Source organism: Virgibacillus alimentarius, from assembly GCF_017874635.1.
Lineage (GTDB): Bacteria > Bacillota > Bacilli > Bacillales > Amphibacillaceae > Virgibacillus_B > Virgibacillus_B alimentarius.
In genome coordinates this window covers 1-14,836 of record NZ_JAGIKX010000048.1, presented here as the reverse complement: position 1 = coordinate 14,836, position 14,836 = coordinate 1, and the positions used below count along the sequence as shown (strand labels likewise).

Genomic DNA, 14,836 nt, shown 5'->3' with positions numbered 1-14,836 from the left:
GGACAAAAGAAGAAGGGGCACCATGAAAAAGTAAGTAATTCTAAGAAAAAGCTAGTTTAAGAGAAAATGTGTCCAAAATTCGGGGGTTAATCCGGTGTGTTTTCTGCACCAATGTCAGAACTGGCCCTTATCCACTTCTTAATTTTAAATGTTCTTTTTCTTTCATACTTAAAAATCCCCCTTTAGATAATTCGTCATCTAAAGAGGGGGAATTTAGGCATTAATTTTTAAGGATTGATAGTGAAGCGAATTTTGATACAATTCTTTGAAAAAGCAGAATGATCAAGTAATCAACTTTTTTCTTAAAATAATAAAAACCTCCAAGTAACTCTGTAATTACGCTTTATATTGGAAGTGGACCGAACAACACACCAATTAGGGTTAATTTAGGCGAATAAATCGTCCCTACAGTCGCAAAATAGGCTGAAAATACATACCACAAAAGAATGTAGGTTTTAGTTAAAAAACATAGCGGATAATCCATGATATCTTAAATATAGAGTCCACTATTATTATAGTATAGTTTTCCATGAAAAAACCTTATGCTGGGTGCAATTGCTGACTAAACAGTCCATTATGTTAACAAGTATTCCCTTAGAGATTAATCGTATATTACACTTTTTCCTTGTTCGCTTAACTTTTTTAAAGATGTAAGCATATGATTTATTTCTTCGTCGGAATGTCTTTCCCATGAACCTAGTTCAGCTATTATTTTCAAAGGTGATTTAGACCTATAGGAACGTGTTGGATTTCCAGGAAATCTTTTGTTAGTTACATTCGGATCATTTTCAAAATCACCCAATGGTTCCACAATATAAATTCTTTCCTTTAACCCGGATGTTCCTAATTCAGCACCCCATTTAGCAGCATCTAATGTGGCAGTAAAATATATATGGTTGGATTTTTTATCTTGAAAATTTGATACATATTGAGCCTCTAATAAATATCCAATTTTCAGTTCTGCTTTTGTGCCATGAAAAAAAGGCCCCTTATCTAAGACACTTTTATCATTCATACGGACACACTCCCTAATATTTTTAAAAATTGTGTATAACATTGTCTGCAATTATAGTATTTCTATATACCCTTCTGTTCTATTCACCCTTATCCTTTGTTCGTCTCTGATCATCTTCGTAGCATGTTCTACACCGACTACTGCTGGCAGGCCGTATTCACACTCAATCACTGCTCCATGGGTCATCAGTCCACCCACTTCGGTGACAAGTCCTTTGATGGATACAAACAATGGTGTCTAGCTTGGATCAGTAAACGAAGTGATTAATATATCTCCATCTGCCAGGTCAGCATCTTCTATGTTCAGGATGACACGTGCCCTTCCCTCTATATCACCGGAGGAAACAGCTAATCCGGCAATCGCATTCTCTGGCAAATTCTCACTTTTGTACTCACCTGTAATTATATCACCGTCAGACGTGATAACACGCGGAGGATTGAGTTTTTCATATAATCTATATGCATTTTTTCGTTCGATGACGATTTGATAATCCAGTTGATTAGTTGTTACAGCTTCATGTAGTTCTTCAAACGTGACTTCTTTCTCGATAACGTTAGCTTGCACAAGCAGTTTAGCCTCTTTCAGCAGAGCCTGCTATAGATGAAGTAGTAAATACAAAATTTTATAAAGCGTTCAAAGTTTCCTTATTCAGATAAAATCATGAGAGATAATTTGGGAAGTTGTTTTGAATTGCGTGAGGCTGTTTTATACGTTGTTTAATAGCTTTTTTATTTCTATTCATTGCGTTGAATTGTATACCTTTTTGTTACCTTTTCATCAAAAAACGAGGTCTGCTTATCAGCAAACCCCGTCATATCAAGCATTATTCAATTAGGCTTACATCATGCCCGGCATTCCGCCGCCCATGCCGCCCATATCAGGCATTCCGCCACCTTCATTTTCTTCAGGAAGGTCAGCTACTACAGCTTCAGTTGTTAGGAACATAGCCGCAACAGAAGCAGCATTTTGAAGTGCTGAGCGTGTAACTTTTGTTGGGTCAACAATACCAGCTTCAATCATGTTTACCCAATCTCCGCTTGCAGCGTCAAATCCAGTACCGATCTTTTCGCCTTTCAAACGTTCTACAACAATGGAACCTTCTAACCCAGCATTGTGTGCGATTTGACGTACTGGCTCTTCAAGTGCACGAAGTACGATACTAGCACCTGTAGCTTCATCATCTTGAAGTGATAATTCGCCTACTTTATTGTAAACATTTACTAGAGCAGTACCACCACCGGATACCATTCCTTCTTCAACACCTGCACGTGTTGAGTTTAATGCGTCTTCCATGCGCAATTTACGCTCTTTTAGTTCTGTTTCAGTTGCAGCACCAACTTTAATTACTGCTACACCGCCAGCTAATTTAGCAAGACGCTCTTGTAGTTTTTCTTTATCGAATTCAGAAGTGGTTTCTTCTGCTTGTGCACGAATTTGTCCAACACGTGAAGAAATAGCTTCAGGATTCCCAGATCCTTCTACTACTGTTGTGTTGTCTTTTGTTACAACAACTTTTGATGCACGACCTAGTTGCTCCATAGTTGTACCTTTCAACTCTAGACCAAGGTCTTCTGTAACTACTTCTGCACCTGTTAAGATTGCGATGTCTTCAAGCATTGCTTTACGACGGTCACCAAATCCAGGAGCTTTTACAGCTACAACATTAAACGTACCGCGAAGTTTATTTAGTACTAATGTAGCAAGTGCTTCTCCTTCTACATCCTCTGCGATCATAAGAAGTGGTTTACCTTGTTGAACAACTTGTTCTAAAACAGGTAATACTTCTTGAATATTTGAGATCTTTTTATCAGTGATTAAAATATAAGGATCATCCAATACTGCTTCCATTTTGTCTTGGTCAGTAACCATATATGGAGAAGCATATCCACGATCAAATTGCATACCTTCTACAACTTCAAGTTCGGTGTTGAACCCTTTCGATTCTTCAATCGTAATTACACCATCATTTCCAACGCGTTCCATTGCTTCAGCAATCATACTTCCTACTTCGTCATCTCCAGCTGAAATAGAAGCAACTTGTGCAATTTCTTCTTTACTTTCAATAGGCTGTGAAATAGATTGCAATTCATTTACAGCTGTTTCTACTGCTTTTTCAATTCCACGACGGATTCCAACTGGGTTTGCACCAGAAGTAACGTTCTTCAAACCTTCACGAATCATTGCTTGGGCAAGAACTGTTGCAGTTGTTGTACCATCACCAGCTACATCATTTGTTTTAGATGCTACTTCAGATACAAGTTGTGCACCCATGTTTTCAAAACGGTCTTCAAGTTCAATTTCTTTAGCGATTGTTACACCATCATTTGTAATTAAAGGGGAGCCAAACTTTTTATCTAAAACAACGTTACGACCCTTTGGTCCTAAAGTTACTTTTACTGCGTTTGCTAATGTATCTACACCTCTTAGTAAAGAACCGCGAGCGTCTTCACTAAATTTAATTTCTTTAGCCATATTATAATAACCTCCTCAAAATATTTTTCTTAAGTATAATCAAGATAGATTAGCCAATTACCGCCAAAATATCACTTTCACGAAGAATTAAGTATTCAGTGCCTTCATATTTCACTTCAGTACCTGCAAATTTAGAGAAAATAATATGATTACCTTCTGCAACTTCAGGTGCTACTCTTTCACCATTTTCTGTAACACGGCCAGAACCAACTGCAACTACTTTACCTTCTTGTGGTTTTTCTTGTGCAGAGTCTGGAAGTACGATGCCACTTGCAGTTTTTTCCTCTTTTTCAACAAGCTCGATTACAACACGATCTCCTAGTGGTTTAATCATGTAGACAACCTCCTTAATTCATAATCTATGTTTTATTATTAGCACTCATCAAACACGAGTGCTAATACCAATTATTATAATAAATAATTATATTAAAAAATGCAAGCATTATCATTCAACTTTTTCCTCGTATCTATTTTTCCATTCACCATAAAATATAATGAACCATTATATTATTAGAACGATGAAAGATATGATAAAATCTATATTAGTGTTTTTTCAGTGAAAAACTACTGCTATATTTAACACTTCAAACATAATCTATACAAATACGAAATTTTAAAGGAGTCGTTCTGTTTTGACAAAGCGTTATTGGTGGGTCATTATAACCTATATCATAATGCAATTCTCTGGAGTCTTGTTTGCTCCAATTCTTTATACTGCGTTACCAATCAGTAAATTTCAAGCTGTTATTTCTTGGAGCATTATAAGTTTTATCATTGGTCTTATTGTGGTACTCGTTCTAATGAAACCGGATATGAAAATGGAAAGAAATATAAATGCCGCTAGTCCTGGCCAGATGATTTTATGGTCTTTTGTCGGTTTATTTATGGCATATGTTGCCCAAGGGCTTGCCATTACAATTGAAACAAATTTATTTGGTATTAAACCTGGCTCAGCAAATACTGAAGCCATTGTCAATATTGCACGATCTGCACCTTTATTTATCATAATACCAGCACTCATTGCACCAATTTTAGAGGAAATTATTTTTCGTAAAATTATTTTTGGTGTATTATACACACGTACAAACTTTTTTATTGCTGCTGTTTTATCCGCCCTTGTCTTCGGAATTATTCACGGAGAACCTATGCATATTTTGATCTACGCTTCAATGGGATTTGTATTCGCGTTTTTATATGTAAAAACAAAACGGATCATCGTGCCAATTATTGTACACATGGCTTTAAATACAATTTCAGTCATTGTCCAGCTTTCATTTGATCCAGAAGACCTCGAACGAATACAAAACCAACTTGAGCAAGCGCAAATGATTTTTATTGGAGGCTAATTTATGAGAATATCACCAAGAGGAATAGCGATCGTCTATTTTTTAATGGGTGCTCTCTTTATTTATATTGCAATCAATAGTGTGACAGATACGGTATGGAATACCTTAACGATTATTTTCACCATCGTAGCTACACTAGATTTCATTGTAGGATTTCGATATTGGAGAATGCATCTATACTTAAAAAAACATAATAAAAAGAAATAGGCCGCAAAAAAGTATTGTGTGTTCCCTTTTAAGGATTAAGGAGGCAACACATCTAATTAAAAAGCTAAATAGCATGCGAAAATCATAGTGGTTTTCACATGCTATTTTTTTTGGCCCATCATGCTTATACCATAAATCAAATCCAAATTGGAATCAAAAATGTAACACTAGAAAACTATTCAAATGTTACGGTTTTAAATAGGTATGGATAACTGCGCAGATCGCATCACAGATCAAATTGAAAAGTACGCTTCTATTTCGCAGCCCAATTCTACTTTATGTACTCGTATAATCAAATAAAGAGCTTATTCCTATTATACGACTGAGATTGGATCTCATATCTTTAATGAAGGAACTTTTCATTGTTATCCAACTGGGTTCATTAGGCAGTCATACACTTCAAATTTCCTAATAGAACATAGAAAATTAAGTTCTGCTTACAGACCCTCATCAAGCGGATAATGTTTAAGGAAATAAACCAATGCTTGTAATTCTACAGCCAAGTCAATATGATGAACACGAATATGTTCTGGTACACTGATTCTTGCTGGTGTAAAGTTCAAAATTCCTTCAATCCCGCAATCTACAAGCCTGGTAGTAATTCCATCCGCTTCACTTGCAGGTATGGTTAGAATGGCCACTTTGACATCACCAATTCTGTCCTCTAATTCAGCGATGTGATAGATAGGCACGCCTCCGACATTTCCTTCTGACTTACTCGGATCAGAGTCAAAAGCCATAACAATCTTTGTATTATTATTTTTAGTAAAATTATAATTTAAAAAAGCTGTCCCTAAATTCCCAACACCAATTAAGGCAACCTCAGTTACCTCATCCTGGTCTAATGTTTTTCTAAAAAAGCCGAGTAAATATTCAACATTGTAGCCATAACCTTTTTTCCCTAATGCGCCAAAGTAAGAAAAATCCCTTCTAATTGTTGCAGAATCAACTTTTACTGCTTCACTGAGTTCTTTTGAAGAAACCCGGGCTTTCCCTTGGTGATTTAGATTATTTAAAAAACGATAGTATAGTGGCAATCGTTTTGCAGTTGCTTGTGGAATTTTACTTTGCTCCATCAATCTTCCTCCGTATCTTTTCGTAAATAATCACCGGATTTACCACCCTTTTTCTCTAGCAGATAAGTATTTCCGATAACCATTCCTTTATCAATGGCTTTACACATATCATATATTGTTAGAGCGGTTGCTGACGCTGCTGTCAGCGCTTCCATTTCTACTCCTGTACTTCCTTTTGTTTTTACAAAAGCTTCTATTCCTAATTCGTATGTGGTATCTGAAACTGACCAGTGAAACGAAATATCAATGCTTTTTAATTGAAGGGGGTGGCACATCGGAATCCAGTCAGATGTTTTTTTGGCAGCCATCACTCCAGCGACTTGGGCGACAGCGAGAACATCTCCTTTATCTATTTGGTTCTGAGTAATTTTCTTATAAATTTCCTGATTGACGAATATACTGGATTTAGCAACGGCTATACGCTCTGTTTCGTCTTTTTTGCTGATATCAACCATTCGCGCTCTTCCCTGTTCATTAAAGTGAGTAAAATTTGACATTATCTCATCTCCAATTTTTTTATCTTAATCCCTATTCTAGCAGAAAAATATTCATAAGTCGTGATTAATTTCACAATAGTATTGCCTGCCCGATTTCAAATAGGATACACTGGGATTATACAGACGAGGTGACACAAATGATAATAATGCAATTAAATGATGTTTCAAAATCCTTTGGGGCAGAGGAAATTTTAAAAAACGTAAAACTTGAAATAAAAAGAAATGACCGAATTGCTATCGTTGGGAGGAACGGTGCAGGAAAATCAACCTTGCTGAGAATAATGGCTGGAGAAATTTCCTATGATGAAGGAGAAATATACAAACCAAAAGACTTATCCATTGGTTATTTATCACAGCATACAGCATTGGAGTCTGCTAAATCCATTTGGAATGAGATGTTAGGGGTCTTTGACCATTTGCGTCAGCAAGAACAAGAACTCCGTGCAATAGAAAGGCAAATGGAAAATGCAGCATCCTTATCAGCTGAAAACTATGAGAAACTATTGCAAAATTATGATGTACTACAGCAAGAATTTGAATCTGGAGATGGCTATAACTATGAAGCTGAGATTAAAGCCGTTTTGTCAGGGTTACATTTCCACCATTATGACTACGAAACACCGATTAATGAATTAAGCGGCGGACAAAAAACAAGATTGGCCCTGGGAAAATTACTATTAAAGAAACCTGATCTGCTTATATTGGATGAACCGACAAACCATTTAGATATTGAAACACTTTCCTGGTTAGAGAGTTACTTAAACAGCTATCCTGGAGCTGTTACGATTGTATCTCATGATAGGTATTTTTTAGATAAGACCGTTTCGATTGTGTACGAAATTTCCCGTCATAATACCAAAAAATACCATGGCTCCTATAGCAAATTTCTTGAACAAAAGGCATTAGATCACGCCCGGGAATTGAAAGAGTATGAAAAACAGCAAATAGAAATTAAAAACATGGAAGATTTCATTCAGAGAAACATTGCTCGTGCTTCAACAACGAAGCGAGCACAAAGCAGAAGAAAACAGCTACAGAAAATGGAGAAGCTCGATCGTCCACTAGGTGATGAAGCATCCGCCTCATTCTCCTTTCAAGTGAACAAAAGAAGTGGAGATGATGTGCTGAAAATGAAACAGGTAGCTTTTCGCTACGACAAAGAAAATGCACCTTTATTTACAAATGTAAATTTATCTGCTAATCGAGGAGAACGGATTGCACTTGTTGGTCCTAATGGTGTTGGAAAGACCACCTTATTAAAAGTGATTTTAGGGAGGCTTAAACAAGATCAGGGACAGATTCACATTGGGACGAATGTGCAACTTGGTTATTACGATCAGGAGCAAACAAATTTAACCTCCTCCAAATCAGTGCTGCAGGAATTATGGGATGAATACCCTACCATAAATGAGAAAGATATCCGTACCGTGCTAGGCAATTTCTTATTCTCTGGAGACGATGTGCTAAAATTAGTTCACACGCTTAGCGGAGGAGAGAAAGCTCGACTAGCTTTAGCGAAGTTAATGATGAAAAAAGCGAATTTGCTTATTTTAGACGAACCAACAAACCATTTGGATATTGACAGTAAAGAAGTATTGGAGTCTGCATTAATTGACTACCCTGGGACCATTATTTTTGTTTCTCACGACCGCTATTTTATCAATAAAGTTACGGATCAGGTTGCAGAAATGAATCAAGATGGCATAACTATTTATTTGGGAGACTATGATTATTATATAGAAAAAAAACAAGAAGAAGCAGAGATAGCCAGACTTAACCAAACCGAAGAAATAATGGAGCATAAAGAAAAGAAAAAGAAGCTTAGTTTTAAAGAAGAAAAATTGATTCAAAGTGAACAAAGAAAAAAAGAACGACAAATTGTAAAATTGGAAGAAACTATTGATGCTCTTGAAACAGAGCTCGTAACATTGGAAGAGGAAATGGCTGAACCCGAAATTTATGAAGATCATAAAAAATCACTAGAACTCACGGAAAAAGTAAACAAGATCAAGCTAGAGCTCGAACAACTTATGGATGAATGGACGGTTTTACAAGATTAACTCTTTTTTAAAAAGAGTATCTGTTTATTCGACAAAAAAAGGGAAAATGAATTTCTTGTCGAATATAATGGTTATAGGAATATAATGGTTATAGAATGAATATAATGAAGGAGGTAAAGCCACATGCGAAGATATAGGCGTAGAAATACACCAGCTTTTACAGTGTTAGCCTATTTTACATTTTTTGCTGGTGTAGCTTTATTTTGTATTGGCCTCTATAATGCTGATAACTTGCAATTAAATGAAAAAGGATATTATATCGCAGTAATGATATTAGTAGCAGTTGGCGCCATATTAACACAGAAAGTAACTAGAGATAATGCGGAAGATGATGAGATTATTGCTGAGCAAGAAAGAGATCAAAACATTTCTAAAAAAGTGGATTGATCAATGAATACAAAAGGGGTATCCTGAAAATAATTCCTTTCAGGATACCCCTTTTTTACTTTAAAAATAGTATCTATTATTTAAAAAGATAATCATTTTGAATAGTGTATTCTACCGCAACTCTATATACAAGCCCAAACCCCAGCATTGTGGATAAAATGGAACTTCCTCCATAACTTATTAACAATAGCGGGATCCCGGTTATCGGCATAATACCTATTGTCATCCCGATATTTTGAAATGCATGAATAAGTAACAAACTCATGAAACCGAAACACAAATATGCGCCAAAATCATTATACTGATAGATTTTTAAACCTAGTGTTACTAGTTTATATAACAAAAGGAAATAGACAAAAATAACCGCTGCACTTCCTATAAAACCAAAACTCTCACCGATCACAGAAAATATAAAGTCTGTATGTGCCTCCGGAAGCTGAACTTGCAGGCTGCTCATTCCTTTACCTGTCAATTGCCCCGAACCGATAGCCGACATCGATCTTTCGATATGGAATCTGTCATTACCAGATTGACTATTTGGATCGAACCATGTTAACACACGGTCTGCCTGGTAAGGCTTTATCCCAATTGCTGTAGCAGCATCCGGAAATTTAACAATCAAGGCTATAGAAGCTGCTGCAATAAGCAGCATCCCTAGGATTAGCGTAACAATAATTTTCCAATCAATCCCCGAGAGGATTACTAACATGCCTGCAATAAAAAGGAACACGACCGATGTACCGAAATCAGGCTGCTGAAAAACGAAGAAAACTGGAAGTGCAGTGACTGCAGCAAGTTTCGCCAAAAGCATAACATCACTTTTCAGTGTGCTTTTTCTATATTTTTCCTTATGTTTACTAATAACTGCAGCTAAATATAAAATGGTTGTAATTTTAGTAAACTCTGCTGGTTGTAAAGATAAACCAGGAATAGATGTGAACCAGCTTTTTGCTCCATTTATCGTCCGAGCTATACTTTCAGGACTTAGGAACAAAATAATTAAAATGAGCACCCCAAAAGCATAGGCGTAAACACTCATTTTATATAGCTGATCTAAATCAAGAAATTGTATAGCTGCTACAAATAAGGCGCCAACTGTAAACCATGCTAGTTGTTTTAAAACAAAGTTATTACCTGCATATTGCTCCAGATGCTGAGCATTATAAATAGCCACTAAACTAATGCATATACAAAGAAATAGCAAAAAAATAAAATCATGTTGTATATAATACGATTGCCTTTTAGACATTGTGGTATCACCAAATTTCTGTCATCTTATTTTAAACGACTCTTCGATTAACTTACCATCCACAAATTTTAATATTTAAATTATCCACAAGCATATTCACAAAAGATTGCTCTTTAATGGACTTTATGTGTAGTTATAAACATAATCCACATAATTATCTATATTAATCCACACTTATTATCCACAGCCTGTCACTTGAATAATCAAGTATCCTGTTATTTATCCACACATCAGTGGATAAATAAGTCACAGTTTTATCTTAATAATAATGAAGGATTGGCATTTAACTTCAAATCGGATCGTTTTCCTTGTTCGTAAGCAATTGTTCCAGCTGCGGCAATCATTGCTGCATTATCGGTACACAAATGTATAGAGGGAATAAGCAGGGATATATTGGTACCACTAAATTGTTTCTCTAATGATGCACGGAGTCCTTTATTTGCTGCAACCCCTCCAGCAACAATTACTTGTTTTACCCTATATTCATCTGCTGCTCGTTTTGTTTTCTTTGTTAAAACGTCTATTACACTTGCCTGAAAACTAGCAGCGATATCAACTTTTTCTATATGTTCTCCGCGTTGTCGAGCATTGTGAACTTTATTAATAACTGCAGATTTGAGACCGCTAAAACTAAAGTCATAACTATCATTTTCTAGCCACGCGCGTGGAAAGGAAATGGTTTCTTCTCCTTGGCTTGCTAAGCAATCAATATGTGGCCCACCAGGATATGGTAATTCTAACATTCGAGCTACTTTGTCATAAGCTTCTCCAGCCGCATCATCACGTGTTTCACCTATAACTTCATAACTTCCATGTTCTCTCATTAGAACTAATTCCGTATGGCCGCCAGAAACGATTAACGCAAGTAATGGAAATTCAAATTCATTTTCCAGTCTATTTGCATAAATATGACCAGCAATATGATGTACACCTATCAATGGTTTTTGTTTAGCAAATGCCAAAGCTTTTGCGGTATTTACGCCTACAAGCAATGCCCCAACAAGACCAGGCCCTTCAGTTACTGCAATCGCATCAATATTTTCCCATGTGAGCTCTGCTTGATTAAATGCTTCCTCTAGAACAATTGTCATTTGTTCTACATGATGTCGGGAAGCAATCTCTGGAACTACGCCTCCAAACCGTTTATGACTCTCAATCTGGGAAGCGACAACATTCGAGAAAATTTTTGTGCCATTTTTTACAATGGCTACAGCAGTCTCATCACAACTTGTTTCAATACCTAATATATATAAATCATTCTTCATTTAATTTCACCCACATTACAATAGCATCTTCCTGATCATCCGTATAATAATTTTTGCGAATGCCCCCTGGCACAAGACCAAACTTCCGGTACATTTTCTGCGCAATTACATTCGACTTTCGTACCTCTAATGATAAACGTTTAACTCCATTTTTCATCGCTTGATATGCAACGTACTGAAAAAGTTTTTCTCCTAACTTATTCCCGCGAAATTTTGGTAAAATTGCAATATTCGTAATTTGTGCATCATCTAACACAATCCATAAACCAGCATATCCGATAATTTTATTATCTAGCACCATAACAAAATAATGCGCATGCTGATTTTCAACAACCTCTTGATGAAAAATATCTTCCGGCCAATGTGTTTGGAAAGAAGCTAATTCGACTTCCATAACTTGCGGTATGTCTTTCACTTCCATTTTCCTGATCATTAATTCAGCCATCATGCTTATTTCCCTTTTTAGATTTCAGCCAATTGGCTTCTGCTTCAGCTAAACGCAAATAATTAGGTGTTAATAAATGCGTATCGTCAGCTGGTTTCGTTTTTCCGGCTAATGCTAAATGTGAAGGGCTCGTCTGATGAAAAGGACCTTCAGGAAGAATAGCCTGGCTTCCTATATACGATATAATTTTTTCTTTATATAAATGAATATCCGGACTTAAAAAAAGAATTTCCTTACCCATTTGGGATAATTCATGAAGCCAATCATCCATGTTTACATTCTTTTCCTTATCCGTCTCGATAAGCCGACTGTTCTTCCATTGATATAAACCAGTATAAACCATTTCACGCCGTGCATCGAAAAACGGACATATGTAAGAATTAAAAAATTTCCCTTGATATGCAAGTGCTTCCAGACTAGAAACACCTGTGATAGGAATATTTAAAGCCCAAGCCAAGGTCTTAGCTGTCGCCAGTCCAATTCGGACACCTGTATATGAGCCGGGGCCCTTAGCAACAACAACTTTATTTAATTGTTCTGGAGTTATACTAACCTCTCTCATTAGTTGATCAATCGCAGGCATCAACCTAACAGAGTGATTTTTAGCTATGTTAGTAACCGTTTCTCCAATAATTATTTCATCTTTAAGAATTGCGACGCCCATTAATTGATTTGATGTATCAATCGCAAGTATATTCATTCGAGCTACTCCTTCATATAATATAGCTGTGATTATAGTGTTTAGCCAATTAGTTCGTTTATTATCCAGTCAAAATGCACACCTTTTGGAGAAAAGGTTAACATCCTAGTATTCTCATCCATGTATTTTATATGAATATTTAAACGCTCTGACGGAAGAAAATCTTTAATAAATTGGGCCCATTCGACTACAGAAACACCATCACCATTAAAATATTCAGCAAAACCAATATCCTCGTCTGAATGTTCTAATCGGTAAACATCCATATGATAGAAAGGCAATTCACCTTCATACTCTTTTATAATTGTAAACGTTGGGCTGCTCACCGTTCGTTTGACGCCTAGCCCTCGTGCGATCCCTTTTGTAAAGGCGGTTTTTCCTGCACCTAGATCTCCCTCTAGCGTAATAACATCACCAGGTTTCAGCAATAAAGCCAGCCTTTCACCTAATCGGGTTGTTTCCTCCACAGCATATGTTTTTATTTGATGTTCTTTCATTATAACACCTACTTTTTATGTATATAACCATCTTTCTGTAATAACTGTCTATCCTTATTATCATGCAGAAACACATATCCTACTTCATCTACGCTATAATGAACATAACCAATTTTGGTAATTGGAGTTTGGCTTTTCTCTGCAGCTTCCTTCACATCTAGCCAACTTTCTTTAGCTACCGTGCCCAATAGTTCAAAATCCTCTCCCCCGAATAATTTCCATTTCCGCTGTAAATCCAAGGGAAACTGTTGGTAGGATTGACTTATTGGAAGCTGCTCATCATATAAATGAATACTTACCCCAGAAGCAACAGCAATCTCAGAAGCTTCGTTTGCAATCCCATCACTAACATCATTTAAAGCTACCCTTGGCAGATCAGCCAAAGCTTTAGCAAAATCTACTCTCGGTAAAGGCTTTTGATGTTTCTTTATATAATAATCTTTATTTTCATATTTATTTTCATTTAATAGTATATGCATTCCCGCCTGTGAGTCACCCAACGTACCAGTAACAAACACAATATCGCCATTTCTCGCACTTGAGCGATAACGAGCCTTATTTCTTTCTGTATAACCGATAACAGTTATGGAAACAGCTAATTCTTTTCCGAAAACAGTATCTCCACCTATTAAATCCATCTGATACACTGCAGCTATCTCCCTCATACCATGAAAAATTTGATCTACGTCTTTCATAGACCACGTTTTTGGAATAACGATTGAAACAAGGTAAAAGGTTGGAGAAGCTCCCATAGCTGCTAAATCACTAATATTAGCAGCTAAACCACGATACCCGACATGATAAGGTTCCATCGTTTTTCGAGAAAAATGAACATCTTCAACAAATGTATCAACAGCTGTTACAATATCTTGCGCCGGTTGCCGAAAGACTGCTGCATCATCACCTATTCCCTTAAGAAGGGAAGATTGCTTATAAGAATGCTGTTTAATTGAATCGATAAAAGAAAATTCATCCATATATTTATCACCAAATTTTTTTAAGACTACGTTAATCATAGCAAAACAGCGAGAAAAGAAAAAGAAAATAGTTGAAACAGATAATTTGTTTTTATGTAATTTCTTATACTTTAACTAAAATAAGATGCAATAATTTAAAATCCAAATCAAAACAAATGCACATAATTTATATAAAATTATGTGCATCTATGTATTTAGAAAAATTATTGAATTTTAAATTTGGCGGTCTGGACGGGACTCGAACCCGCGACCTCCTGCGTGACAGGCAGGCATTCTAACCAACTGAACTACCAGACCAAAATGATATATATCTTTTGTTAATAATTAGATGTTAAAGGAAATAAAAGGCCGGAAATATATTTATCCATAAATCAATATATCTCCCTCTAACAACTAAATTTTTAGCGATGTTTAAGAGAGAGATCTCAATGCTTTTGCAATTATTATTTAATTTGGTTGCGGGAGCAAGATTTGAACTTGCGACCTTTGGGTTATGAGCCCAACGAGCTACCAGACTGCTCCATCCCGCGATATATAATATTATTTCAAAGCCTGGCGGCGTCCTACTCTCACGGAGGCAAAGCCTCAACTACCATCGGCGCTGGAGAGCTTAACTACTGTGTTCGGTATGGGAACAGGTGTG

The 14,836-nt window shown here is 36.3% G+C and carries 15 protein-coding genes, 2 tRNA genes, 1 rRNA gene and 1 pseudogene; 4 read left to right on the top strand and 15 right to left on the bottom strand.

What is annotated here, in order from left to right; translation table 11 throughout:
• Window positions 1-601: 601 nt before the first annotated feature.
• The 4 genes and pseudogenes from arr to groES form a co-directional block, all read right to left on the bottom strand.
• The gene (arr, locus tag J2Z81_RS14950) at window positions 602-1,015 is read right to left on the bottom strand and encodes an NAD(+)--rifampin ADP-ribosyltransferase (RefSeq protein ID WP_029270111.1); all 414 of its coding nucleotides are present in this window, start codon (window positions 1,013-1,015) and stop codon (window positions 602-604) included.
• Window positions 1,016-1,066: 51 nt separating this feature from the next.
• Window positions 1,067-1,623: pseudogene (locus J2Z81_RS14945) on the bottom strand (PEP-utilizing enzyme); the annotation flags it as partial.
• A gap of 229 nt (window positions 1,624-1,852) precedes the next feature.
• Window positions 1,853-3,487, bottom strand: coding sequence for a chaperonin GroEL (groL, locus tag J2Z81_RS14940; protein ID WP_029270115.1), 1,635 nt, complete (start codon window positions 3,485-3,487; stop codon window positions 1,853-1,855).
• 49 nt (window positions 3,488-3,536) lie between these two features.
• Window positions 3,537-3,821 (bottom strand): co-chaperone GroES, encoded by a 285-nt coding sequence (gene groES / locus J2Z81_RS14935; RefSeq protein ID WP_029270117.1) that lies wholly within the window; start codon window positions 3,819-3,821, stop codon window positions 3,537-3,539.
• A 298-nt stretch (window positions 3,822-4,119) separates the two neighbouring features.
• Here groES and J2Z81_RS14930 point away from each other — a divergent pair, with 298 nt between their 5' ends.
• Complete coding sequence (locus J2Z81_RS14930) at window positions 4,120-4,833, top strand: CPBP family intramembrane glutamic endopeptidase (protein ID WP_029270119.1); 714 nt, start codon at window positions 4,120-4,122, stop codon at window positions 4,831-4,833.
• A 3-nt stretch (window positions 4,834-4,836) separates the two neighbouring features.
• Entirely contained in the window at window positions 4,837-5,040 is a 204-nt protein-coding gene (locus J2Z81_RS14925; protein WP_038221249.1) for a YdiK family protein, read from the top strand.
• A gap of 437 nt (window positions 5,041-5,477) precedes the next feature.
• On the opposite strand, the gene J2Z81_RS14920 is transcribed toward J2Z81_RS14925, so the two are convergent.
• Window positions 5,478-6,116 (bottom strand): redox-sensing transcriptional repressor Rex, encoded by a 639-nt coding sequence (locus J2Z81_RS14920; protein ID WP_029270121.1) that lies wholly within the window; start codon window positions 6,114-6,116, stop codon window positions 5,478-5,480.
• Entirely contained in the window at window positions 6,116-6,613 is a 498-nt protein-coding gene (moaC, locus tag J2Z81_RS14915) for a cyclic pyranopterin monophosphate synthase MoaC (RefSeq protein WP_029270123.1), read from the bottom strand. Before moaC ends, J2Z81_RS14920 begins: the two co-directional genes overlap by 1 nt.
• A gap of 137 nt (window positions 6,614-6,750) precedes the next feature.
• Between moaC and J2Z81_RS14910 the strand changes: the two genes are divergently transcribed.
• Together J2Z81_RS14910 and J2Z81_RS14905 are read left to right on the top strand one after the other, a co-directional pair.
• Window positions 6,751-8,673, top strand: coding sequence for an ABC-F family ATP-binding cassette domain-containing protein (locus J2Z81_RS14910; protein WP_029270125.1), 1,923 nt, complete (start codon window positions 6,751-6,753; stop codon window positions 8,671-8,673).
• Between the two features lie 123 nt (window positions 8,674-8,796).
• Window positions 8,797-9,060, top strand: coding sequence for a YiaA/YiaB family inner membrane protein (locus J2Z81_RS14905; RefSeq protein ID WP_029270127.1), 264 nt, complete (start codon window positions 8,797-8,799; stop codon window positions 9,058-9,060).
• A gap of 76 nt (window positions 9,061-9,136) precedes the next feature.
• On the opposite strand, the gene J2Z81_RS14900 is transcribed toward J2Z81_RS14905, so the two are convergent.
• From J2Z81_RS14900 to rrf, 9 genes are all read right to left on the bottom strand, one after another.
• Window positions 9,137-10,309 carry an FtsW/RodA/SpoVE family cell cycle protein gene (locus J2Z81_RS14900; RefSeq protein ID WP_226371688.1) on the bottom strand — a complete coding sequence of 391 codons (1,173 nt, stop codon included), beginning with the start codon at window positions 10,307-10,309 and terminating at the stop codon, window positions 9,137-9,139.
• 254 nt (window positions 10,310-10,563) lie between these two features.
• A complete protein-coding gene (tsaD, locus tag J2Z81_RS14895; RefSeq protein ID WP_226371687.1) occupies window positions 10,564-11,574 on the bottom strand; it encodes a tRNA (adenosine(37)-N6)-threonylcarbamoyltransferase complex transferase subunit TsaD in 1,011 nt (336 codons plus the stop codon).
• Window positions 11,564-12,019: a ribosomal protein S18-alanine N-acetyltransferase gene (gene rimI / locus J2Z81_RS14890; RefSeq protein WP_029270132.1), complete on the bottom strand. Its 456-nt coding sequence runs from the start codon at window positions 12,017-12,019 to the stop codon at window positions 11,564-11,566. The genes tsaD and rimI overlap by 11 nt, the downstream gene beginning before the upstream one ends.
• Entirely contained in the window at window positions 12,012-12,719 is a 708-nt protein-coding gene (tsaB, locus tag J2Z81_RS14885; protein ID WP_029270134.1) for a tRNA (adenosine(37)-N6)-threonylcarbamoyltransferase complex dimerization subunit type 1 TsaB, read from the bottom strand. The genes rimI and tsaB overlap by 8 nt, the downstream gene beginning before the upstream one ends.
• A gap of 41 nt (window positions 12,720-12,760) precedes the next feature.
• Window positions 12,761-13,216 (bottom strand): tRNA (adenosine(37)-N6)-threonylcarbamoyltransferase complex ATPase subunit type 1 TsaE, encoded by a 456-nt coding sequence (tsaE, locus tag J2Z81_RS14880; protein ID WP_029270136.1) that lies wholly within the window; start codon window positions 13,214-13,216, stop codon window positions 12,761-12,763.
• Window positions 13,217-13,224: 8 nt separating this feature from the next.
• Window positions 13,225-14,193, bottom strand: a complete 969-nt coding sequence (thiL, locus tag J2Z81_RS14875) for a thiamine-phosphate kinase (protein ID WP_029270138.1) — start codon at window positions 14,191-14,193, stop codon at window positions 13,225-13,227.
• Window positions 14,194-14,413: 220 nt separating this feature from the next.
• Window positions 14,414-14,490, bottom strand: a tRNA-Asp gene (locus J2Z81_RS14870).
• A gap of 156 nt (window positions 14,491-14,646) precedes the next feature.
• Window positions 14,647-14,723: transfer RNA gene (locus J2Z81_RS14865), tRNA-Met, on the bottom strand.
• A gap of 20 nt (window positions 14,724-14,743) precedes the next feature.
• Window positions 14,744-14,836, bottom strand: a 5S ribosomal RNA gene (gene rrf, locus J2Z81_RS14860); the annotation flags it as partial.